22 protein-coding genes are annotated in these 21,766 nt (G+C 73.4%); 14 read left to right on the forward strand and 8 right to left on the reverse strand.

The window, feature by feature from the left end; translation table 11 throughout:
* Positions 1-58 precede the first annotated feature (58 nt).
* The gene (locus LQK89_RS13390) at positions 59-964 is read left to right on the forward strand and encodes a LysM peptidoglycan-binding domain-containing protein (protein ID WP_058742472.1); all 906 of its coding nucleotides are present in this window, start codon (positions 59-61) and stop codon (positions 962-964) included.
* Positions 965-1,094: 130 nt separating this feature from the next.
* Here the strand turns inward: LQK89_RS13390 and pgi are convergent, their stop codons facing one another.
* The 4 genes from pgi to LQK89_RS13410 form a co-directional block, all read right to left on the reverse strand.
* Entirely contained in the window at positions 1,095-2,801 is a 1,707-nt protein-coding gene (pgi, locus tag LQK89_RS13395; RefSeq protein ID WP_058742471.1) for a glucose-6-phosphate isomerase, read from the reverse strand.
* A 391-nt stretch (positions 2,802-3,192) separates the two neighbouring features.
* On the reverse strand, positions 3,193-5,451 hold the full coding sequence (locus LQK89_RS13400) for a heavy metal translocating P-type ATPase (protein ID WP_231049396.1): 2,259 nt from the start codon (positions 5,449-5,451) through the stop codon (positions 3,193-3,195).
* Complete coding sequence (locus LQK89_RS13405) at positions 5,448-5,666, reverse strand: heavy-metal-associated domain-containing protein (protein ID WP_114850586.1); 219 nt, start codon at positions 5,664-5,666, stop codon at positions 5,448-5,450. Before LQK89_RS13405 ends, LQK89_RS13400 begins: the two co-directional genes overlap by 4 nt.
* Positions 5,667-5,711: 45 nt before the next feature.
* A complete protein-coding gene (locus LQK89_RS13410) occupies positions 5,712-6,023 on the reverse strand; it encodes a metal-sensitive transcriptional regulator (protein ID WP_174777589.1) in 312 nt (103 codons plus the stop codon).
* Between the two features lie 180 nt (positions 6,024-6,203).
* On the opposite strand from LQK89_RS13410, the gene LQK89_RS13415 reads away from it, so the two are divergent.
* The 9 genes from LQK89_RS13415 (at position 6,204) to LQK89_RS13455 (ending at position 11,512) form a co-directional block, all read left to right on the forward strand.
* A complete protein-coding gene (locus LQK89_RS13415; protein WP_144804875.1) occupies positions 6,204-7,397 on the forward strand; it encodes a helix-turn-helix transcriptional regulator in 1,194 nt (397 codons plus the stop codon).
* 162 nt (positions 7,398-7,559) lie between these two features.
* Positions 7,560-8,015 (forward strand): Asp23/Gls24 family envelope stress response protein, encoded by a 456-nt coding sequence (locus tag LQK89_RS13420; RefSeq protein WP_114850588.1) that lies wholly within the window; start codon positions 7,560-7,562, stop codon positions 8,013-8,015.
* Positions 8,008-8,199: a DUF2273 domain-containing protein gene (locus LQK89_RS13425; protein WP_022902999.1), complete on the forward strand. Its 192-nt coding sequence runs from the start codon at positions 8,008-8,010 to the stop codon at positions 8,197-8,199. Before LQK89_RS13420 ends, LQK89_RS13425 begins: the two co-directional genes overlap by 8 nt.
* Positions 8,196-8,528 carry a hypothetical protein gene (locus LQK89_RS13430; protein ID WP_114850590.1) on the forward strand — a complete coding sequence of 111 codons (333 nt, stop codon included), beginning with the start codon at positions 8,196-8,198 and terminating at the stop codon, positions 8,526-8,528. The genes LQK89_RS13425 and LQK89_RS13430 overlap by 4 nt, the downstream gene beginning before the upstream one ends.
* A gap of 13 nt (positions 8,529-8,541) precedes the next feature.
* On the forward strand, positions 8,542-9,120 hold the full coding sequence (locus LQK89_RS13435; RefSeq protein WP_231049397.1) for a DUF6286 domain-containing protein: 579 nt from the start codon (positions 8,542-8,544) through the stop codon (positions 9,118-9,120).
* Positions 9,117-9,680 carry an alkaline shock response membrane anchor protein AmaP gene (locus LQK89_RS13440; RefSeq protein WP_231049398.1) on the forward strand — a complete coding sequence of 188 codons (564 nt, stop codon included), beginning with the start codon at positions 9,117-9,119 and terminating at the stop codon, positions 9,678-9,680. The genes LQK89_RS13435 and LQK89_RS13440 overlap by 4 nt, the downstream gene beginning before the upstream one ends.
* Before the next feature lie 74 nt (positions 9,681-9,754).
* Positions 9,755-9,928 carry a CsbD family protein gene (locus LQK89_RS13445; RefSeq protein WP_058740858.1) on the forward strand — a complete coding sequence of 58 codons (174 nt, stop codon included), beginning with the start codon at positions 9,755-9,757 and terminating at the stop codon, positions 9,926-9,928.
* A gap of 61 nt (positions 9,929-9,989) precedes the next feature.
* Positions 9,990-11,093, forward strand: a complete 1,104-nt coding sequence (locus LQK89_RS13450) for an Asp23/Gls24 family envelope stress response protein (protein ID WP_231049399.1) — start codon at positions 9,990-9,992, stop codon at positions 11,091-11,093.
* Positions 11,094-11,122: 29 nt separating this feature from the next.
* A complete protein-coding gene (locus LQK89_RS13455; protein WP_231049400.1) occupies positions 11,123-11,512 on the forward strand; it encodes an MFS transporter permease in 390 nt (129 codons plus the stop codon).
* Between the two features lie 166 nt (positions 11,513-11,678).
* On the opposite strand, the gene LQK89_RS13460 is transcribed toward LQK89_RS13455, so the two are convergent.
* The 4 genes from LQK89_RS13460 to rimK are packed head-to-tail and all read right to left on the reverse strand — an operon-like array spanning position 11,679 to position 17,727.
* Positions 11,679-12,644 carry an NAD-dependent epimerase/dehydratase family protein gene (locus LQK89_RS13460; protein WP_231049401.1) on the reverse strand — a complete coding sequence of 322 codons (966 nt, stop codon included), beginning with the start codon at positions 12,642-12,644 and terminating at the stop codon, positions 11,679-11,681.
* Entirely contained in the window at positions 12,641-15,412 is a 2,772-nt protein-coding gene (locus LQK89_RS13465; RefSeq protein WP_231049402.1) for an alpha/beta fold hydrolase, read from the reverse strand. Before LQK89_RS13465 ends, LQK89_RS13460 begins: the two co-directional genes overlap by 4 nt.
* Positions 15,409-16,491 (reverse strand): 3-oxoacyl-ACP synthase III, encoded by a 1,083-nt coding sequence (locus LQK89_RS13470; protein ID WP_376983783.1) that lies wholly within the window; start codon positions 16,489-16,491, stop codon positions 15,409-15,411. The genes LQK89_RS13465 and LQK89_RS13470 overlap by 4 nt, the downstream gene beginning before the upstream one ends.
* Positions 16,492-16,548: 57 nt before the next feature.
* Positions 16,549-17,727: a 30S ribosomal protein S6--L-glutamate ligase gene (rimK, locus tag LQK89_RS13475; RefSeq protein ID WP_058740865.1), complete on the reverse strand. Its 1,179-nt coding sequence runs from the start codon at positions 17,725-17,727 to the stop codon at positions 16,549-16,551.
* A 70-nt stretch (positions 17,728-17,797) separates the two neighbouring features.
* Between rimK and LQK89_RS13480 the strand changes: the two genes are divergently transcribed.
* The 4 genes from LQK89_RS13480 (at position 17,798) to LQK89_RS13495 (ending at position 21,666) form a co-directional block, all read left to right on the forward strand.
* Positions 17,798-18,259, forward strand: coding sequence for an ATP-dependent zinc protease family protein (locus LQK89_RS13480; RefSeq protein WP_058740852.1), 462 nt, complete (start codon positions 17,798-17,800; stop codon positions 18,257-18,259).
* A gap of 238 nt (positions 18,260-18,497) precedes the next feature.
* Positions 18,498-20,321, forward strand: coding sequence for an alpha/beta hydrolase (locus LQK89_RS13485; RefSeq protein ID WP_231049403.1), 1,824 nt, complete (start codon positions 18,498-18,500; stop codon positions 20,319-20,321).
* Positions 20,318-20,992, forward strand: a complete 675-nt coding sequence (locus tag LQK89_RS13490; protein WP_231049404.1) for a hypothetical protein — start codon at positions 20,318-20,320, stop codon at positions 20,990-20,992. The genes LQK89_RS13485 and LQK89_RS13490 overlap by 4 nt, the downstream gene beginning before the upstream one ends.
* Positions 20,992-21,666 carry a hypothetical protein gene (locus LQK89_RS13495; protein ID WP_231049405.1) on the forward strand — a complete coding sequence of 225 codons (675 nt, stop codon included), beginning with the start codon at positions 20,992-20,994 and terminating at the stop codon, positions 21,664-21,666. Before LQK89_RS13490 ends, LQK89_RS13495 begins: the two co-directional genes overlap by 1 nt.
* Positions 21,667-21,766: the final 100 nt, after the last annotated feature.

Below are 21,766 nucleotides of genomic sequence, written 5' to 3' on the forward strand. Positions count from 1 at the left end.
GCACCTCGGACTCGTGCAGTCGCGAGCGGCTCGGTACGCTCGGACCCGAGGGGGAATCATGAACCGAACGGCCGCGATCAGCGTCGCTGCACTGACCCTGGTCGCACTGTCCGGCTGCTCGCTGTTGCGCGGGTCCGACGGAGCGCTCCCGGTGCCCTCGGACCCGGCGACGGCGTCGGCCACCGCGACCCCCACGCCGTCCGCGACCGCCGACGGCACGTCCGACGCCGAGCGACTGGCCGCCTCCGCCACCCCGCGCGTGCCGACCCCCGCCCCGACCGAGGCCGCGGCGCCCGACCCCGAGCTCACGCCGATCCCGGCCGGGACCGTGCTCACCGAGGCCGACGTCGCATCGCCCAAGGGCAGCATCCACTTCCACCTCCGGGTCGTGGCCGACGGCGACGACACCTTCACGGCGCAGTACACGGGCTTCACCTCGACGCTGCCGGTGCCCGTGGGGGTCGGGTTCTTCGAGAAGGCCCGTCAGGTCGGTGACGCCCTGACGTACCACGGCGTCGGGGACCACGTCCTCGGCGGACCGACGTCCGGGCCGCAGTCGGTCGACGTCCCGCTGGACGGCTCCGGCGTCGACCCGTCCGGGCTCACCGAGCTCGTCGTCGCCTCGGCCGCCGCGCAGGGGCAGGACGTCCCCGTCGAGATCGCGCTCGACAAGGTGCTCGCCGTCTCGACGGTGCGGTGGTCCGTGCCCGCACGGCAGACGAACGTGCACCCGGTGGACGGCGGCGTGCGGGCGAACGCCTCGGGTCCGGTCACGGCGACGACGGCGTCCGGAGCGCCGAAGGCCTACACGGTGCGGTCCGGGGACCTCATCGCGGACGTCGCGCTCCGGTTCGGGATCACCGTGAAGGACCTCGTCTGGCTGAACCAGGGGCTGCAGGTCTTCGGTGACGACCAGGAGCTCTACCAGGACACGTCGCTGAACCTCGACCCGCTCGGTCGCTGACCTCGGCAGACGGACGGGAGGCGCGTGGCGGACCCGCCACGCGCCCTCGCAGGCTCGGTCGGCGCGCCCCGCACGACGCTTCGCGTCGTCACTGAGCGGGGCGCGCCAGTCCGTCTCGGGGTGACGCGGTCTAGCCGCGCAGCTCCAGGTACTTCGCGATGAGCGCCTTGGTCGACGAGTCCTGCGCGTCGAGCGCGGACTGGTCGCCGTCGACCGCCGGGGCGATCTGCAGCGCGAGCTGCTTGCCGAGCTCCACGCCCCACTGGTCGAACGAGTCGATGCCCCAGATGGTGCCCTCGGTGAACACGATGTGCTCGTAGAGCGCGATGAGCTGGCCGAGGACGCTCGGGGTGAGCTCCGGCGCGAGGATCGACGTCGACGGCTTGTTGCCGGTGAAGGTGCGGGCCGCGACGATCCCCTCGTCCGTGGTGCCCTCGGCGCGGACCTCGTCGGCGGTCTTGCCGAACGCGAGCGCCTTCGTCTGCGCGAAGAAGTTCGCGAGGAACAGGGCGTGCACGTCCTGGCCCGGCTGCACGGCCTTCCCGTCGCCGGACTCGTCCTTGAGCGGACGGGCCGGCTTCGCGACCGTGATGAAGTCCGCCGGGATCAGGCGCGTGCCCTGGTGGATGAGCTGGTAGAACGCGTGCTGACCGTTCGTGCCGGGCTCGCCCCAGAAGACCTCGCCGGTGTCCGTCGTGACCGGGCTGCCGTCCCAGCGGACGCGCTTGCCGTTCGACTCCATCGTGAGCTGCTGCAGGTACGCGGCGAAGCGGTGCAGGTACTGCGTGTACGGCAGGACCGCGTGGCTCTGGGCGCCGAGGAAGTTCGTGTACCAGACGTTGAGCAGGCCCATCAGGACGGGGACGTTCTGCTCGAGCGGGGTGGTGCGGACGTGCTCGTCGATGGCGTGGAAGCCGGCGAGGAACTGCTCCCAGTTCTCCTTGCCGATGGCGATCACGACCGAGGTCCCGATGGCGGAGTCGACCGAGTAGCGGCCGCCCACCCAGTCCCAGAAGCCGAAGGCGTTCTCCGGGTCGATGCCGAACGCGGCGACCTTGTCGAGCGCGGTCGACACGGCGACGAAGTGCTTCGCGACGGCGTTCGACTTCTCGTCCTCGGACGCGTCGGTCAGGCCGAGCCGCTCCCAGAGCCACTGGCGCGCCAGGCGGGCGTTCGTCAGGGTCTCGAGGGTGCCGAAGGTCTTCGACGCGACGATGAAGAGCGTGGTCTCGGGGTCGAGGTCCGCGGTCTTCTCGTAGATGTCGGCGGGGTCGATGTTCGAGACGAAGCGCGCCTCGAGCCCGGGCTGCACGTACGGCTTCAGGGCCTCGTAGACCATGACCGGCCCGAGGTCCGAGCCGCCGATGCCGATGTTCACGACGGTCTCGATGCGCTTGCCCGAGACGCCGGTCCAGGCGCCGGAGCGGACCTGCTCGGCGAACGCGTAGACCTTGTCGAGGGTGGCGTGCACATCGGCGTCGACGTCCTGGCCGTCCACGACGAGCGCCGGCTCGATGCCCTTCGGACGACGGAGCGCGGTGTGCAGGACGGCGCGGTCCTCGGTCACGTTGATGTGCTCGCCGGCGAGCATCGCACGGAAACGCTCGGCGACCTTCGTGTCCTTCGCGACCTCGAGCAGCGCGTCGAGGATCTCGGGCGTCACGAGGCCCTTGGACAGGTCGACGGTCAGGTCGGCGGCCTGGAACGTGTACTGCTCGGCACGACCGGGGTCGCTGTCGAACCAACCGCGCAGGTCGGGGGTGAAGCCGTCGGCGATGCCGGCGAGCTTCTTCCAGCCGTCGGTCGACGTGGGGTCGACGGGAGCAGATTCGGTCACTTCGGTCCTCCTGGGATCGCGTTCGATCAATCGAGCCCGCGGGTCACCGCAGCGCTGCGTCGCGGACCACTCCCGAGCGTAGTGCCGTCGGTACAGGCGCGCGCACAGCGGCCGTTCCGCTCGTGGCGGACCGTTCCGCGCACGGGTGACCGTTCCGCGCATCGGGTGCCGGACCTTCCGTCCTCCGACGCGCGGTCCTGCATCCCACGTCACGTGCGATGGGCAGGAACCGCCGGACGGGAGGCACGACCTGCGTCCGCCACGCGCGTCCCGCGAGCAGCGCCTCCAGGACGTCCGCGACCGGTCCCGCGGGAGCCGACCGCCAGGCGCGACCGGCCCGCAGGTGGAGCCGCGCACCGCGCGCGACCGCCCACACCGGGAGTCGCTGCGGTCAGGACCGAGCGGCGAACCGGCGGAGCCGCAGGCTGTTCGTCACGACGAAGACCGACGAGAACGCCATCGCCGCACCGGCCAGCACCGGGTTGAGCAGCCCCGCCATCGCGAGCGGGATCGCCGCGACGTTGTACGCGAACGCCCAGAACAGGTTGCCCCGGATCGTCCGCAGCGTCGCCCGCGCGAGCCGGACCGCGTCGGCGACGACGTTCAGTCGGCCGCTCACCACCGTGATGTCGCTCGCCGCGATCGCCGCGTCGGTGCCGGCGCCCATCGCGATCCCGAGGTCGGCCGCCGCCAGGGCCGCCGCGTCGTTCACGCCGTCGCCGACCATCGCCACGGTCCGTCCCTCGGCCTGCAACCGCCGGACGGTCTCGAGCTTCGACGCCGGTGTGGCCCGGGCGTGCACCTCGTCGATGCCGACCTGTTCGGCGACCGCACGGGCGGCACCCGCGTTGTCGCCGGTCAGCAGGACCGGGCGGAGCCCGAGCTCCCGGAAGCGCCGGACCGCGTCGGCGGCCTCGGGCTTGACGGTGTCGCCGACCACGACGACTCCGAGGGCGGCGCCACCGCGGGCGACCACGACCGCGGTGCCGCCGGCGGTCTCGGCTGCGGACACGGCGGCAGCGAGGTCGTCGGGGAGCGCGACCGCCCAGTCCGACACCAGCCAGGACGCGGTGCCGACGAGCACGACCTCGGCGGCGTCCCCGGTCTCGACGAGCGCCTGCACGCCGGCACCGGGGACCGCGCGGAAGTCCGCCGCGCGGGGCGCGTCGAGCCCCCGGACGCGTGCCGCCTCGACCACGGCGCGGCCGACGGGGTGCTCGGAGCCGTCCTCGACGGACGCCGCGAGCGCGAGCACCGTGGCGGCCTCGGCCGACGCGACGGCCCGCACGTCCCGGACCGTCATCTCGCCGGTCGTCACGGTGCCGGTCTTGTCGAGCACGATCGTGTCGACCGTCCGGGTCCGCTCGAGTGCCTGCGGTCCACCGATCAGGATGCCGAGCTGCGATCCCCGACCGGTCCCGACGAGCAGTGCCGTCGGGGTCGCCAGGCCGAGGGCGCACGGGCAGGCGATGATGAGCGTCGCGACGGCCGCGGTGAAGGCGGCCGTCACCGAGCCGCCCGCGACGAGCCACCCGACGAACGCGACGACGGCGAGTCCGATGACGACGGGCACGAACACGGCGGAGACCCGGTCGGCCAGGCGCTGCACCGCGGCCTTGCCGGTCTGCGCGTCCTCGACGAGCTTGCCCATCCGCGCGAGCTCGGTGTCGGCGCCGACCGCGGTGACCTCGACCACGAGCCGACCGCCCACGTTGACGGTCGCCCCGGTCACACGGCCGCCCGGCCGGACCTCGACGGGGACGGACTCGCCGGTGAGCATGCCGAGGTCGACCGCCGAGGAGCCGTCCCGGACGACGCCGTCGCTCGGGATCCGCTCCCCCGGTCGGACGACCACGACGTCACCGACGACGAGCGAGGCGGTCGGGACCCGCTGCTCGACCGGGCCACCGGGACCGTCGCGGAGCACCGAGGCGTCCTTCGCTCCGAGGGCGAGCAGCGCACGCAGCGCCTCGCCCGAGCGCTGCTTGGCGCGGGCCTCCATGTACCGCCCGGCGAGGATGAAGACGGTCACGGCCGCCGCGACCTCGAGGTAAAGGTCGCTCGCCTCGGGGTCGGTCGCGAACCACGAGAACGCCATGTGCATCCCCGGCCGCCCGGCGTCGCCGAGGAACAGCGCGTACAGCGACCAGAGGAACGCCGCGCCCACCCCGACGCTGACCAGGGTGTCCATGGTCGCCGCACCGTGGCGCGCGTTCGTCCACGCCGCACGGTGGAAGGGCAGGGCACCCCACACCGCGACGGGGGCCGCGAGGGCGAGCGCTGCCCACTGCCAGTTCGGGAACTGCAGCACGGGCACCATCGAGAGCAGCACGACGGGCACCGCGAGCGCCGCGGACACCAGGAGTCGCTGCCGCAGGGCCGCGGTCGGATCAGCGGGCGGGGCCTCGCCGTCCGACTCGGGTGCCGCCTGCGCGTGCACGGTCGCGCCGTACCCGGCGGCCTCGACCGCGGCGATGAGGGCGGCGGTGTCCGCCGCGTCCGGGCCGGCGACCTCGACCTGCGCCTGTTCCGTGGCGTAGTTCACCGTCGCCGTGACCCCCGGGAGCTTGCCGAGCTTGCGCTCGATCCGGTTCACGCACGAGGCGCAGGTCATGCCGGTGATGTCGAGCTCGACGACCCCGTCGCTCACCGCGCCACGACCTCGTAGCCCGCCTCGGCGACGGCGGCGCGCACGGCCGCGGGGTCGAGCGGACGGTCGGAGGTGACGGTCACGGCCGAGGAGCCGCCCGGCACGAGCTCGACCGCGACGTCGGTGACGCCCTCGAGTTCGGACACCTCCTCGGTGACGCTCGCCACGCAGTGCTCGCAGGTCATGCCGGTGACGGCGAGGGTCTCGGTGCTCATGGGGTTCCTTCCGGTCGGTGCATCAGTGATCGTCAGCAGGGGTGGTCAGGAGCGCACGAGGCGGGCGATCGCGTCGCTCGCCTCGCGCACCTTGGCGTCGGCGGCGTCGCCGCCCTCGGCGACCGCCTCGGCGACGCAGTGCCGCAGGTGGTCCTCGAGCAGCGACAGCGCCACGCGCTCGAGCGCGCGGTTGGCCGCGGAGATCTGGGTGAGGACGTCGATGCAGTACGTCTCGTCCTCGACCATGCGCGCGATGCCGCGCACCTGCCCCTCGGCGCGGCGGAGCCGCTTGAGCAGGTCGTCCTTGTCGTCGATGTACCCGACGTGCGCGTGGTCGTGCATGCTGTCCTCCGGCATGGGCAACATGGTACCCCCCTGGGGTATTCCGCGTGCGGTTTGCGCAGGTGCTGCGGATCGGCCGGGAGGCACGTGGCGGGCCCGCCACGTGCCTCCCGGCCGGGGGTGTCCGGGCCTGTCTGCGGTCCGCGATCCGTAGTCGTCAGCGCGGTTCCCGGACAGTGCTGTCATGATGCGCGGGTGAGCACCTCGTCGACGAACGGATTCCGCCGACTGCGGTTCACCGACGGCGACGGCACCTCGTACGAGCGGATCTTCTCCGCGGAGTACAACGGTCGTGACCTCGGGACGGACACCTTCGTGACCGAGGGGACCCACTACGAGTACACGATCGTGGGCGACGACGACCTCACGCTGCGGACCATGCGCTCCGAGGGCGGGCGGCGGGGCGGCGTCATCGGGCCGCGCGACGACCACGTGGTCTTCTGGCTCACCAAGGGCCTGCTCGAGATGCACTTCGCGGACCGGTCCCGGGTCATCGAGCCGGGCAGCGCCTACATCGCCTCGGCGTCCGAGGCCTACCGGTTCGAGTCGGCGGACACCGTCTACAACGGCCTGCACCTGTCCGACGCCTTCCTGCGGTCCGTCGGCGACGAGCTCGGCTACCGGCTGCCGTCCGGGCCGCTCCTGTTCGACCAGCAGGACGAGGCCGTCGCCCAGCGTGAACCACTGCGGCGGCTCGTGCAGGACCTCGCGCCGGCGCTCCTCGACGACCGCGTGGTCGGCCCGATGCGCACGGCGCTCAACCGACGGCTGGCGACCGTCGTCCTCGACACCTTCCCGGTGCGGAACCGCGGGGACGACGTCCCCGTCGCGAACCGGCTGCGGGACGCGATCCGGTACGTCGAGGCCCACGCGGCCGACCGCCCCTCGGTGCCCGAGATCGCCGCCGCGTGCGGCCTGAGCCAGCGCGGGCTGCAGGACGTCTTCGCGCGCACCCTCGGGACGACGCCGAACCGGTTCCTCCGCGACCACCGCCTGGACTGCGTCCGCCGGGCACTCCTGCACGCCGCCGGCGACGACGGCGTGACCCCGATCGCGCGGCAGTGGGGCTTCACGAACCCGGGGCGCTTCGCTGCGGCGTACCGGGAGCGCTTCGGCGAGGACCCGGCCGCGACCCTGCGGGCGTCGCGCGCGGCGCAGCCCGAGACGGGCCGGTCGTCCTGGCGGGTGCGACGGGCCGTGGCGCACATCGAACGGCACGTCGACGCCGAGTTGACGGTCGAGCAGATCGCCGAGGCCGCCGGTGTGCGACCGCGCCGGCTGCAGCAGCTCTTCCAGGAGGAGTGCGGGCAGTCCCCCATGGCGTACGTGCGCGCCCTCCGCTCCGCTGCACGGCGCAACACCCGGGCCGGAATCGGCGGCCGGGCCTGAGCCTCCGCTCACGGGGTACATCGAGAACCGCCGTTCTGGCGTCCTGGCTGGAAGTTCTCTGGAACCGCTGAACCGAGCGTGACGAACCTCGGTGGCAGTCCGTCCCACTCGTGAACAGCATCCGCTGGGATCGCCCGGCGGACACCTCGGAAGGAGCAACCAATGGCTGACACCACGAACACCACCCCCGCCACCACCGCCGCCCGCGCGACCGGCTCGCACGCCTCGGGTTCGACCTCGGGCAAGACCACGATCGACGACACCGTCGTCTCGAAGGTCGCCGGCATCGCCGCCCGCGAGGTCAACGGGGTCCACTCCCTCGGCAACGGCGCGGCCCGTGCGATCGGCGCCCTGCGCGACGCGATCGGCCAGCGCGACTACGGCCAGGGCGTCAAGGTCGAGGTCGGCGAGAAGCAGGTCGCCGCCGACGTGGTGATCGTCGCCGAGTACCCCGTGTCGCTGCAGCAGGTCGCCGACGGCGTCCGCTCCTCGGTCGCCCGTGCCCTCACGCAGATCGTCGGCATGGAGGTCGCGGAGGTCAACGTGACCGTCCAGGACGTCCACATCCCGGGTGACGACGACGACAACGAGGACAAGAAGGAGTCGCGCGTTGAGTAACACACTCGTCGGCGCCCTGATCGGCGCCATCCTGGCCGTCGTGGCCCTGCAGTTCGGTTTCTGGGGCTTCGTCCTGGTGATCGTGTTCGGTGCGATCGGTGCCCTCGTGGCCGCGATCAGCTCGGGCAAGATCGACCGCGGTGCCCTGACCGACGTGCTGACCGGACGCCGGAGCTCCCGGTGAACGCCGGCCCGGAGGGCCTCGCCCAGAGCTCCGTCCCGGGCCGCGTCGAGATCACCGCTCGTGCACTGACCGCCCTCGCCCGGGCAGTCGCAGCCGAACGGCTCGGCGCTCCCGCGAAGCGAGTCCGTGTCGGACTCGGTGACCACGCCGGCGCCCTGGCGCTGGACGTCACCGGCCCCATCCGCGCCCAGGCGGACGTCCTCGGAGCGGCTTCGGCCGCCGCCGAGCGGGTCCGCTCGCGGGTGTCGGAGTTGTCGGGGCGGCAGGTGGGCAGTGCCCACATCGAACTGACCGGGATCGTGCGTGAGCACGAGGACCGGGTCCGGTAAAGGGGAGACACTGATGAGCAGCACTTCTTCGCTCGAGCGGCGCCTGCGCCGTCGGAGCGTGCACCGGTCCCGGTCCACCGCGGTCGCGATCACCCTGATCGTCACCGCCCTGGTCGCGGCGTGGATCGGCGTCGAAGCGGTCCTGAAGGCCATCGGCCAGCCCCCGCTGCTGGCCGACCCGCAGACCATCGTCGACGCCGCCCTCAAGCCCGACGCCGCGTTCACGACCATCGCCGAGGTGATCGCCGGAGTCCTCGTGATCGTCGGGATCATCCTGATCGTCCTCGCGGTGGGGCCCGGCCGGCAGCCCCGCTCGGTCGTGGACCACGACCGCGGCGCGGTCGTGATCGACACCAGGATCCTGGCTTCCACCGCCGCGAACGCAGCAGCCCTCGCCGCGGGCGTCCCCGAGTCCAACACCAGCGCCTCCGCGAGGGGGCACCGCACCGAGGTGCGGGTGGTGCCCCTGTCCGGCATCCCCGTCGACACCCACGTCGTCCAGCAAGCCGTCCAGGACCGTCTCGGTCGGCTCGGCGGCAAGCACGGCACCCACGTGAAGGTGCACGTGGAGCAGAAGGGAACGCTGGCATGACCACCACCAACCGCACCCTGAACCGCATCATCCTGCTCCTGCTGGGCCTGGTCGCGGTCATCGTCGGGGTCACCATCGGCGCCGGGGTCCTCACCCCCGTCCGCGACGCCCTCCAGCCATACCTCACCCTGCCCGACAAGGTCACCGTCCCCGCGGCATCGCTGTGGATCATCGCCGCCGTGTGCGCGGTCGTGATCATCCTGGCGCTGATCGTGGTCTTCACCCGCGGCGGCGGCGGCACGTCCGTCGCTGCCCGCACGAAGACCGGCGACGACCAGGTCACCGTGAACGTCGCCCTCGTGCGGGACGTCATCGACCACGAACTCGACGGCGTCCACGACGTCGTCGCCGCGAAGGTCGACACGTACACCGTCAAGCAGCAGCGCGCCGCCCGGATCCGGGTCCACGTCCGCCGCGGCGGTGACGCCGTCACCGTCCTCGACGCCGTCGACCACGCCGTCACCACCCTGGACACCACCCTCGGCCAGCAACTCCCGGTCCTGGTCCACCTCACCGGCGGCACCCGCACCGCACTGGCCAAGACCACCCGCGTCCACTAGGACCATCCACTCAGCGCACCACCACCACCGGGGCGTCCGGAAGGCGCACCCGCCCACACAGGAAGGAACCCACCATGGGACTCGACGACAAGATCAAGAACGCCGCTCAGGACATCGCCGGCAAGGCGAAGGAGGCCTTCGGCAACGCCACCAACGACGACTCCAAGGTCGCCGAGGGCAAGAAGGACCAGGCCGCCGCGAGCACGAAGCAGACCGGCGAGGACATCAAGGACGTCTTCAAGAAGTAAGCAGCCGACGGCCGTCGCTCCCGTCACGGGAGCGACGGCCGTCCTGTTCGAGGAGGAAGCCATGCAGCACGATCCGAACGCCCGGACGCAGATCACCGAGGTCGACCTGCCGTCCGGACTCACCACTCCGCTCCCCGAGGACGCCGGCCCCCTCGCGGTCGCCGCGCGGACCGCCGCGGAGACGGCGCTCGGCGTGCCGGGCGTCCACCACCTGGGCGGACTCGTCGCCCGCGCAGCCGACCGCGTGCGCTCCCAGCTCGGGCGCTCCGCCGGGGCGCCTGGGGTGCAGGTCGACGAGGTCGACGGGACGCTCGACGTCACCGTGTCGCTCGTCGTGACGTACCCGCAGCCAGTCCGCGAGGTCGCCGAGGAGGTCCGCCGCCAGGTGACCGCCGCGGTCTCGCAGCTCGGCGCCGGGCAGACCGCCACGGTCGACGTCCGCGTGCTCGACGTGCACGGGCCCTTCGACGACGAGCCCACCGCCATCGACAAGGCCAAGGACGCCGTCGGCGACGCCGTGGACCGCACGAAGGACGCCGTCACCGGGGCCGCGGAGAACGTCCGCGAGGGCGCTGCCGAGGTCGCCGAGCGGGCGAAGGACGTCGCACAGGACGCCGCCGACGCCACGCGCGAGGCCGCCGGCAAGGCGAAGGACGCCGCAGGCGACGTCGCCGACCGCGCCCGTGATGCCGCCGCCGACGCTGGTGACCGCATCGCCGACGCCGCGGACACGGCACGGGAGCGTACCGCCGACGCCGTGGATGCAGCCCGGTCGACCGCGTCGGACGCCGCAGAGCGTGCGGCCGAGAAGTCGTCCGAGGCCGGCGACGCCGCGAAGGACGCGGTGCGTGCCGCGAAGGACGCCGCCGTCTCCGCCTCCGAGGAGGTCCGTGACCGGGCCTCCGGCGCCGCAGCCGCCGCGACCGACGCAGCGGCCGACGCCGGCGCCGCCGCGTCCGACGCCGCCGACTCCGCCGCCGACGCGGTCCGTGGTCGTGATGCCGGGGACGGCGACGCCGCCGGTGCGAGCACCGACGAGCGTGTCGCCGACGCCCTCGACGAAGCCGCCGACCGCATCGAGCACGCCGCCGACGTCGTCCGTGACGAGGCCGACACCCGCCGTGACCACGACGCCGACACGGGCGGAGCCGAGGCCGGACGATGAGCGCCGTGTGGTCGGGTCGGCGGGGCCGTGTGTCCCGTCCGCCCCGGCCCCGGCCGCGGGGCGTCTGGATCACCTCCGGGATCGGCATCGTCCTGGTGCTCGCGATCGCCCTCGGCGCGTACCTGCCGCTCGTCGGGTTCCTCGGCGGCGTGACCGCGACGACCGCGGGCCTCGTCCCCTTCCCGTTCCTGCGGGTCACCCTCGTGACCCTGCTCGGCGCGGTGGTCGTCCTCGCCCTGGTCGTCCTCGGGCTCACCCGTCGGCACACCGTCACGACCGTGTTCGCCGTCGTGCTCGCCGTGCTGGTGAGCCTGGCGGTGACGGCGTACCCGGTCGTCACCGTGGCGATCGCCTCGGCCGACCGTGCCGGTGACGTGTGGCCGATCGTCACCGAGCTCTGGCAGCGCTTCACCGGCTGACCGCCCTCAGACCGCCGCGGCGACCCCGTGACCCGAACACGGGTTCGCCGCGGCTCACTCACGCCGGCGGGCGCGGCCCGGCCGCCCGCCACTCCACGGCCTCAGCGACACCTCACGCGCGTCGACGCGCGTGAGGTGTCGCTGAGCGCGTGGACACGCCCGCGGCTCAACGACCGGCGAGCCGCCGGAGCCCCTCGTCGATCGACACCGTCGGCGCCCACTGCAGGTCCGCTCGGGTCCGCCGCTGGTCGAACCAGTGCGCGGTCGACAGCTGCTCTGCGAGGAACCGCGTCATCGGCGGCTCGTCCGCCCCCGGTCGGACCCGCCACACGGCCTCGACGACGGAACCTGCGACCCGTGCGAGCCCGGCGGGCACGTGCCACCGCGGTGCCGGGACGCTCGACGCCGTGCAGATCCCGGCGAGCAGCTCCCCCACCGGCCGCGGTTCGCCGTTCGTCACGACGTAGGCGTTGCCGTGCACGTCCGGGTCGGCCGCGTGCTCGAGCGCCGCGACCATCGCCGAGGCCGCGTTGTCGACGTAGAGCGTGTCGATGAGCGCCGCCCCGGAGTCGAGGAGCGGCAGCCGACCGGCTCGGGCCCGCTCGACGATCCGTCCGACGAGCTGGGTGTCCCCCGGCCCCCAGACCAGGTGCGGGCGGACCGCGACGACCGCGAACCCGGGGCCGTCCGCCGCGAGCGCGAGGAGCTCGGCCGCGGCCTTCGTCCGGGCGTAGTCGCCGCGCGCGGCCTCGGGCTCGGCCGGACCCGCGCCGACGCCGGCGAGCGACGACCCCGTGTGCGCCACGGACGGGGACGACACGGCGACGAAGCGCTGCACCCCCGAGGCGCGTGCCGCGTCGAGCAGGATCTGCGTCCCCGTGACGTTGACGCGTGCGAAGTCCGCGCGGTCACCGGCGAGCGACACCTTCGCCGCGAGGTGCACGACGGCGTCGACGTCGGCCACGGCCGCGCGGACGGTGTCGGCGTCGGTCACGGAGCCGAGCACGTCGGTCACGCCCTCGACCCCGGACGGTCGGCGCTGCAGCGTGCGCACGGTGTGTCCGGCGTCCCGCACGGCGGTCGCGGTCGCGGCGCCGAGGAACCCGCTCGCGCCGGTGACCAGGACCCTCACGAGCGGGTCCGTCGCGGGTCGCGCACCCGCCCGCCGCCGAGCACGCCCGTGGCCCAGCGCGCCAGCCGGGCACGGTCGACCTTCGAGTTGTGCCGGACGTCCGTCGGCAGCACCGGGACGACGAGCACCGCGGCGACGGGCACCCCGGCGGCCGCACGGACGGCGGCGGACAGGTCGGCGGACGCGGGTCCCGGTCGGCGGACCGGCGGCACGGTCTCGACGACGGCGACGACCTGCTGCGTGCCGGCGGGTCCGATGCCGGCGATCCCGGCACGGCCGACCCCGTCGACGCCCTCGATCCGCTGCTCGGGTCCGACCGGTGTGACGACCCCGGCGGGCGTGGTCACGACGTGCTGCAGGCGCCCCTCGATCCACAGGCGGCCCTCGGCGTCCAGGTGCCCGACGTCCCCGGTGCGGTGGCCGCGCGGGTCGTCGACACCGTCGCGGGAGACCCGGTCGGTGCGCCAGAGCCGGTCGTAGCGGTCGCGCACGTGCGGCGCCGCGACGACGACCTCGCCCGTCACCCCGGGCTCGTCCGTCGGCGCGCCGGTCGGCGCCCCGTGCTCGTCGAGCGGCGCGACCCGGACGCGGACGCCCGGCGCGGGGACGCCGACGCAGATCCCGGACGCGGCGCCGGACCCGCCCGTGCCGCCCGACCCGGACCCGGCGGCGGCACCGCGCACCCCGTCGAGGTCGACGTCGGTCATGAGCAGGCCCTCGGTCATGCCGTAGGGCGTGTGCGCCGAGGCGTTCGGCATCAGGCGCGCGGCGGCCTCCAGCAGCGCCGCGGAGACCGGCGCCCCGGCGGACAGGAACAGGCGGACCCCGGCGAGCACCGTCCGGTCGGCGTCGGTCAGCGCACCGGCGGTGGCGACCACGTTCGCGAGCGCCGCCGGAGACAGGAACACGACCGTCGCGTCGACCGCGGCCACGGCGTCCGCGACCGCCCGCGCCGTGAGCGTCCGAGGCGCGGTGACGTCCATGTCCGGCGCCACCGAGCGCGCGCCGAGCGCCGGCCCGAGGAGCGCGAACGGCGCGAACCCGGCGACGAGTCCGGTCCCGACGCCCACGTCGTACTGCGCCGCGAGCACGTCCCGGACCGCGCCGAGCTGACGGTGCGTGTAGACGACGCCCTTCGCCGGACCGGTCGAACCGGACGTGAAGAGCACGGCGGCCCGGTCGTCGGCGGACGGTGCAGCCGGCAGGGCTCGACCCGACGCGAGCAGGCGGGCGCCGCGGCGGGCGACCTCCGCCAGCGAGTGCTCGACACGGAGCGCCCGACGGGCGGGTGCGGGGAGCGCGAGGGTCGCGATCCGACGGCCGGGCCAGCCGAGTGCGCGCGATGCAGCGAGACCGGGCAGCGCGCCGACGATCCAGTCCGGTCGCGCGCCGCGGACCGCACGGGTGAGACCGCGCAGGCCGAGTCCGGCGTCCGCGACCACGACGACGGCACCGGTCCGGACGCACGCGTACAGGACCGCGGTCAGGTCGGCCCCCGGGGTGACGAGGAGCGAGACGCGGTCGCCGTGTCGGACGCCGAGGTCGACGAGCCCCACCGCGATCTCGTCGACGCGGCGGGCGAGCAGGCGCCAGGAGACCGTGCGCGGGCCGCCGGGTGCGGCCATCTCGACGAGCGCGGGGCCGTCCGACGCACGCAGGTCGTCGAGTGCGGCCCACAGCGGGCGGCCCGCCTCCGCCGCGGGGTCGGCAAGGACGGACGGGAGGCCCGGGTGGGCGCCGTCCCGCGGCCCTCCGTCGGGCAGGTGGTCGCCGAGCCAGTCGGTGACCGCCCCCGCGACGTCGGCGTCGTCGGGCAGCAGGTGCCCGGCGCCCTCGAAGCGGTGGACGTCGGCGTGCGGCAGCCGTGCGGTGAGGTCGTCGAGGTACCGCTCCAGGAACACCGGGTCACGAGGGCCCCAGAGCACCAGGGCCGGGACGTCGAGGGCGGCGACCCCGGCGGCGATGCGGTCGAGCTCGGCCGCGCTCGGGTGCGCCGCGTCGACCGGGATGTCGGCGACGAAGCCACCGATGCCGCCGCGCCGTGCGGCACCGCGGTAGGGCGCCCGGTAGGCGTCCGCCGTCGCACGGTCGAGCCGCGGGTGGGCGATCGCGAGGGTGGTCTCGAGGAACGCGGGCGTCAGGACGGTGCCGCGGCCGAGCACCTGTGGCCGGAGCGCGAGCCGGAGCGGCGCGGGGATCGGGGCGTCGTCCGGCTGGTGCACCGCGGTGTTGCACGTCATGACGCCGACGACGGTGCCGGGGTGGTCGACCGCCCAGCCGAGGGACACCACGCCGCCCCAGTCGTGTCCGAGGGTGACGACGGGACCGGTCAGGGCGAGCGTGTCGGTGAGGGCGCCGAGGTCCCGGACGCGGTCGGCGAGCCGGTGCAGCGTGCCGGTGCGCTCCGAGAAGCCCATGTCGAGCTGGTCCACGGCGACCACGCGCCAGGCTGGGCCGCCGGCGCGGGCGACCTCGAGGGTCCGCGCGGCCACGGAGCGCCACAGGTAGGACCACGTCGGGTTCCCGTGGACGCAGAGGACGGTGCCGACCGGGGTGACGCCGAGGGCGTCGAGGGAGCCGGCCGTGTCGAGGAGGTGCCAGGTCCGCGCGGGGCGATCCGATCCTCCAGGCCGGTCCGTGTCACCGCGCCGGTCGAAGCCACTGGGCACGGTGACCAGTCGCGACCAGGCCGGGTCGAGTCCGGGCAGGGGCGGCGGGAGCGTCGCCGGAGCCGTTGCGGCGGCGACGCGCGGGAGGCCGGACCTCACCAGCGCAGTTCCATCATCGCCGTGTTGATGCCGGAGCCCACACCGCCCAGGAACACCCGGTCGCCGCGGGTGATGCCGCCACGGGCGACCTCGTCGGCGAGGGTGATCGGGATGGACGCCGGGCCGACGTTGCCGTACCGCTGGTACGTCGTCGGGACCTTCGCACGCGGGATGCCGATCGCCTCGACGAAGGCGTTCGTGTGCACGTCGGACACCTGGTGCAGCACGTACCGGTCCATGTCGGCCCAGTCGAAGTGCGCACGCGCCTCGTTCCAGGCGGCGACGACGAGCTCCATGCCGCCCTTGAGCAGCATCTTCGCGTCGGTGAACATGCCGTCCACGCTGCCGACGCACAGGTCGTACCACTGGGTCGCCGCGCGGGTGACGCCGCCGACGATCCGGTGCCCCTCGGGGTGCACGTCGGACGGGCCGAGCACGGCGGCCGCGGCACCGGACCCGAGGGTCAGGCTCGCGAACTCGCTCATGAAGTCCTTGCGGTTCCGACCGCCCTGGTTGAGGCGGTCGATCGTGTTGAGCTGCACCTGGTCGGCGTCCTCGCCGTCGACGACCAGCGCGTACTTGATCTGCCCGGAGTCGATCATGCCGGCGGCGACGCTCATGGCGTTGACGAAGCCCAGGCAGGCGTTCGCGATGTCGAAGTTGATCGCGGACGACGGCAGTCCGAGCCCGTGGTGCAGGCGGACGGCGACGCTCGGCTCCAGGTGCGGGCGCGTCACCGAGGTGTTGATGAGCAGCCCGACGTCCTCGGGGCGGATGCCCGCCTCGGCCATGGCACGGCGGCCGGCGTCGATCGCGGCGTCCTGGAACGTCTGGCCCTCGCCCCAGTTGCGGCGCTCGGTGACCCCGGCGACGCGCTCGAGCAGGCCCATCGGCAGCCGCAGGCGGCGCAGGGCACCACGGAGGCGTGCCTCGATGTCGGCGGAGGTCGTGACGCGCTCCGCCGTCGTGGTCGCCACCGACAGCAGCGACACGTTGTGGTGCTTGGCGGTGGCGTTGCCCGGGCGCTCCACGTCGTCGTTCGGGGTGGGGTCGACGGGGCGGTCAGCGAGTATCGTCACCGGCTCATACTTCCGCATCATGGCTGGGTGTGGGGTCCGTCTCCGCGGAACGCAGGGTCAGGCGTCCTTGGGGAGCTTGCGCACCTTGCTCCGACGGCGGCGGCGGTCGGGGATCATCGAGCGCATCTCCTCGAGCTTGCCGAAGCACAGCAGACGGTCGCTCGCCTGCAGTTCGACGCCGCTGCGGGGGTTCGGGATGACGGTCGCGCCGCGGTGCAGCGTCAGCACGGTGATGTCCCGGTCCCACAGCCCGGACTCCTTGATCGTCTTGCCGACCAGGTCCGCGTTCGTGTGCACGAGCAGCTCGGCGACGCCGTACCCGGTCGAGACGCTGAGGCGCTGGCGGACGTCGATCTCCGGGAACGCGACCTGGTTGCCGATGAAGTCGATGATCGCCCCGGCGACGTCGAGGCCGGTGGCGCGCTCGATGCCCTCGAGGCCCGGCGACGAGTTGACCTCCATCACCAGCGGTCCCTCGTTGCCCTCGAGCATGTCGACGCCGGCGACCCGGAGTCCCATGATCTGGGCCGAGCGGACCGCGGCTTCCTCGTACTCCGGCGACAGCGTGACCTTCTCGACGGTCCCGCCCCGGTGCACGTTCGAGCGGAACTCGTCCCCGCTCGCGCTCCGGCGCATCGCGGCCACCACGCGGTCGCCGACGACGAGCGCGCGGATGTCCCGGCCGCGGCTCTCCGAGATGAACGACTGGATGAGGACGTTCTGCTTCGTGGAGTGCAGCGTCTCGACGATCGACTCGGCGACCTTGGCCTCCGGCGCCAGGATCACGCCGATGCCCTGCGTGCCCTCGAGCAGCTTGATCACCACGGGCGCGCCGCCGACCCGGTCGATGGCGCCGCGGACGTCCGCGCGGCTGTTCACGAACGTCGTCGCGGGCATGCCGATGTGGTGCCGCGACAGGATCTGGTTCGCCCGGAGCTTGTCACGCGAGTTCGTGATGCCCGTCGCGGTGTTCGGCGTGTACACGTCCATCTGCTCGAACTGCCGCACGACCGCGGTGCCGTAGTAGGTGATCGAGTTCCCGATCCGGGGCAGCACGGCGTCGTAGTCACTGAGGAGCCGGCCGCGGTAGAGCAGGTCGGGCTCGTCGGCGGTCAGGTCGATCGCGAACCGCAGGGTGTTCAGCACCTTGACGTCGTGCCCGCGGTCGATCGCCGCGGCACGCAGGCGCTGCGTCGAGTACGCGTGCGGGGCGCGCGACAGGATGGCGAGTTTCATCGGGGTGCTCCACGGGGGTTCGAGGACGTCGACGGCGACGCTCAATCAAAGCATGCGACAGGATGGGCGCATGGCCCGGAACCCGACGATCGCAGGATGGCGTGAGTGGGCTGCCCTGCCCGCCCTGGAGCTGCCCTGGATCAAGGTGAAGCTCGACACCGGAGCCCGCAGCTCGGCGCTGCACGCGTTCGACCTCGAGGAACTCCCCGGGGACCGCGTGCGCTTCTCGGTGCACCCGTGGCAGGACTCCGACGCCGATGCCGTCACCTACGAGTGCGCCGTGCACGACCGCCGCATCGTCCGCAGCTCGACGGGCCACACCCAGGAGCGCATCGTCGTGCTCACGCCGATCACCCTCGCCGGGGTCACGGTCGACGCCGAGGTCACGCTGAGCAACCGCGACCAGATGGGCTTCCGGATGCTCGTGGGGCGGCAGGCGCTCCGGCAGGCGTTCCTCGTCGACCCCGCGCGGTCGTTCACCGCCGGGCGCGCCCCGAAGGAGATCCGGCGCCGCAACCGCGGTCGCGCCTGAGGCGCGCGGCGCGGAATGGGTGCGGCGTGCTTCCGCACAACCGGAAGCACGTCGCACCGCGTCGACCCATGGTGCGGCGTGCGCGGCGCTGTGCGGAGCGCACCAGCGTGCGCCGCTGACGGACGGGAGGCACGGGTCGGGCCCGCCCCGTGCCTCCCGTCCGGAATGAACATGTTTGGTTCACGCTCCCTTGAAATGCTACGTTCCACACATTGCCGAATGGTGATGGGGGTGGGCGATGGGGATCGAGTTCGACGAGGCCGCGGCAGCGCGGCTCGTCGCGTGCGCGACGGAGGCCGCGCTGGCGCTCCGCGGGAGCGCGCTGCCGCGCCGAGGAGCGGCGGAAGCCGCGCTCCGCGACTTCGCGGGCGGGTACGCGAGGTGTTTCGAGGCTGCTCGGGTGATCGAGTCCGGCGACCGGGTGCGGCTCGCCGCGGCCCTCGACGACCTGGCCGACCAGGTGCGGATCGTGCGGCACCAGGCGGACCAGGAACGGCGCCGGCTCGCTGATCATGCTGCCTGGCGCGCGCGGACGGCGGACCGCGAACGCGCATTGGTGGGCGTCGGCGCCGTGTGGGAGCCCGTGCTCGACGCAGGTGCCGCGGTGCTCGACCCCGAGCCGTCCGACGCGCCGGTCCGTCCGACGCCGGTGTCCGCCGCGTTCCGTCCCCGGCGTCGACCCCGGACCGCGGGGCACTCGGGCGGTCGGAGCAGTGCCGACCCGGAGCACCTCCGACGGTTCGCCGCCACCACCCGGGCGCTCGACGGCGCGATGGAGCAGGACCTCGTGCGCCTGCGGAACGCCTGGTCGGGGTTCACGAGCCGGTGCGGGTGGGTCCCGATCGACGTCGCGACCCTGCCGCTCGGGTTCGGCGAGCTCCTGGCGGAGAACGAGGAGGACGCGGCCTGGGCCGAGCGGATCGCGGACGCGTTCGCGGCGGCGGGGGGTGAGACGCTCGCGGACACCGTGCTCGATGCCGCGGGGAGCTCGGTCCTGCCACCCGCGGTGGAGCGGCTGCTCGATGCGTCGCTGACCCCGGCGCAGGTCGCCGAGCGGTGGCGGGAGCTCGGCCTGACCGCCGACGACCTCCGAGCCCTCCCGCTGACGACCCAGGTCCGGGTGGCGGCCCTCGACGGGATCCCTGCGGCCGCGCGGGACGTCGTCTCGCGCGCGGTCCTCGCGGCGGCGCTGCGGGACCCCGCACGGCTGTACCGCGTGTTCGGGCTGGCGTACACGTACGGCGCGGTGAGCCTCGAGGAGTTCACCGAGCAGGTGCAGGCTCTGGCGGCGGGGTTGCGGCAGGCCGACCAACTCGCGGCGGACCTGGACACACCATCGGACACCGTCGCCCAGCTCGTCGGCTTCGGCGTGGCGAACGGTGCGCTGGTCGCAGCGATCTCGATCGGCAACCTCGACACCGCGACGAACCTGACGGTCAACGTGCCCGGCGCCACCACGACCCTCGACAGCAGCGGCCAGAAGGTCCGGGCGGCGTCCGCGCTCCTGAGGGCGGCTGCCAGAAAGAGCGGAACGGACTCCTTCGCAGTCGTCTCCTGGTTCGGGTACCGCGCGCCGGCCTTCGCCGAAGTGCCCGCCCAGCAGCGCGCCGCGGCCGGCGGCGCGACGCTCGCGTCCTTCCTGGACGGGATCCACGACAGTCGGGTGACCACACCACGTTCTCTGTCGGTCCTCGGCCACTCGTACGGCTCGACCACCGCGGCCGAGGCGCTCGAGCAGGTGCGGTACCCGGTCGACAACTTCGTCACGTACGGGTCGGTGGGCTTCACGGAGGCGACCGAGCCAGAACACCTGCACGCTCGCCACGTGTTCGCGACGGAGGGCGCGGCCGACCACACCGCGATCTGGGGGCGTATCGGCCGGACCGATCCTCGGGACATCGCGGGCGTCGAGGTCTTCAGCGCCGAGGCGGCACCGGGCACGGATGCGGTCACCGGGCACGACATGTTCCCCGAGGGCGACGGCCAGGTCGGGTACCTGAGTCCGGACGCGACCGCGCAGCACACCATCGCCTCGATCATCGCCACGGGAGCGCTTCGATGAACCGCGCCAGACGACTGCACGCCCTGCTGACCGCCGCCCTGCTCGTCGGGACCCTGACGGGCTGCTCGCTCCGAGGAGGACCAATGCCCACCGACGCCGCCGGCCTGACCCAGGAGGACGTCGCCGCGATGTCCCTCCACGAGGAGTTCGACGCCTACCGCCAGCACTACCACCACATGCAGGAGCTGCTGGCGGGCGCACAACGCGCGGTCAACGACGGCCCGTGGGACTGGATCGGTGGGGACCGTGTGCCGGGCATCGGTGGCGACGGCCTCGAGCCGCTCCCGGGCGCAGACACGCTCAACAGCTACGACCTGCGGACCGATCGGATCTGGGAGCCCCCGGGAGCCACGGGTGATGCTCGGGACCTGCAGCCGATGGTCGACTACTTCGACGAACAGGGCTGGCGACACCGCGAGGGCCACCCCGGCCGCGACCACGACACCTGGGCCAAGACCGACGACGGCTGGCAGATCGAGTACGTCGTCCAACCCAACGGCAGGTACTCCCTGACCGTGTACAGCGAACTCTTCTGGACCAACGACGACCTCGCGCTCATGGAAGCGGTCGGCGGCCGCAGCGACGGCGTCTACCCGGAGGAATCCCTGCCGGGCGAGTACCCGCCGTTCCCGGACTGGGAGGACCCGATCATCAACCCCCCGAAGATCTGATGCGCCGGCCGAACCGGCTCTCGCTCGTCGGCACTGCCCTCGTGGTGTCGATGCTGTTCACCGGGTGCTCGACACGAAGAGGATCCATGCCCGTCGACGCCGCCGGCCTGACCCAGGAAGACGTCGCGGCGATGTCCCTGCACGAGGAGTTCGACGCCTACCGGCAGCGCTACCACCACATGCAGGAGCTGCTGGCGGGCGCACAACGCGCGGTCAACGACGGCCCGTGGGACTGGACCGGCAGCGATCGTGGCACAGAGGTCGGTGGCGACGGCGTCGCCCCGCTCGCGGGCTCGGACGCCGTGAACAGCTACTTCCTCCGCACCGACCGGATCTGGGCGCCCCCGGGAGCGACCGGGGACCCTCGGGATCTGCAGCCGATGGTCGACTACTTCGACGAACAGGGCTGGCGCCACCGTGAGGGGCACCCCGCCGGGACCCACGACACCTGGGCCAAGACGGACGACGGCTGGCAGATCGAGTACGTCGTCCAGCCCAACGGCCGATACGTCCTCACCGTGTACAGCGAACCCTTCTGGACCAACGACGGCGACGCACTCTCCGAGGCGGTCGGTGGCCGCAACGACGGCGTCCACCCGGAGGAGTCCCTGCCGGGCGAGTACCCGCCGTTCCCGGACTGGGACGACCCGATAATCAACCCCCCGAAGATCTGAGCCCGGCACGCTCCGTGACCTCCCGTGACGCAGTCGGTGCCGGCGACGACCGTCCGTGCCTACGCTCCACGCACCGGCACCGACGCCGCAGTTCCGCCCC

The organism is Curtobacterium sp. C1 (genome assembly GCF_021049325.1).
Classification (GTDB): domain Bacteria; phylum Actinomycetota; class Actinomycetes; order Actinomycetales; family Microbacteriaceae; genus Curtobacterium; species Curtobacterium citreum.

Coding starts and splice junctions, on each gene's coding strand:
- LQK89_RS13405 (WP_114850586.1), bottom strand. CDS start 5,666: ATGAGCACCGAGACCCTCGCCGTCACCGGCATGACCTGCGAGCACTGC.
- LQK89_RS13440 (WP_231049398.1), top strand. CDS start 9,117: ATGACCACCACCAACCGCACCCTGAACCGCATCATCCTGCTCCTGCTG.
- LQK89_RS13420 (WP_114850588.1), top strand. CDS start 7,560: ATGGCTGACACCACGAACACCACCCCCGCCACCACCGCCGCCCGCGCG.
- LQK89_RS13450 (WP_231049399.1), top strand. CDS start 9,990: ATGCAGCACGATCCGAACGCCCGGACGCAGATCACCGAGGTCGACCTG.
- LQK89_RS13410 (WP_174777589.1), bottom strand. CDS start 6,023: ATGCCGGAGGACAGCATGCACGACCACGCGCACGTCGGGTACATCGAC.
- LQK89_RS13490 (WP_231049404.1), top strand. CDS start 20,318: ATGAACCGCGCCAGACGACTGCACGCCCTGCTGACCGCCGCCCTGCTC.
- LQK89_RS13390 (WP_058742472.1), top strand. CDS start 59: ATGAACCGAACGGCCGCGATCAGCGTCGCTGCACTGACCCTGGTCGCA.
- rimK (WP_058740865.1), bottom strand. CDS start 17,727: ATGAAACTCGCCATCCTGTCGCGCGCCCCGCACGCGTACTCGACGCAG.
- LQK89_RS13480 (WP_058740852.1), top strand. CDS start 17,798: ATGGCCCGGAACCCGACGATCGCAGGATGGCGTGAGTGGGCTGCCCTG.
- LQK89_RS13435 (WP_231049397.1), top strand. CDS start 8,542: ATGAGCAGCACTTCTTCGCTCGAGCGGCGCCTGCGCCGTCGGAGCGTG.
- LQK89_RS13445 (WP_058740858.1), top strand. CDS start 9,755: ATGGGACTCGACGACAAGATCAAGAACGCCGCTCAGGACATCGCCGGC.
- LQK89_RS13485 (WP_231049403.1), top strand. CDS start 18,498: ATGGGGATCGAGTTCGACGAGGCCGCGGCAGCGCGGCTCGTCGCGTGC.
- LQK89_RS13495 (WP_231049405.1), top strand. CDS start 20,992: ATGCGCCGGCCGAACCGGCTCTCGCTCGTCGGCACTGCCCTCGTGGTG.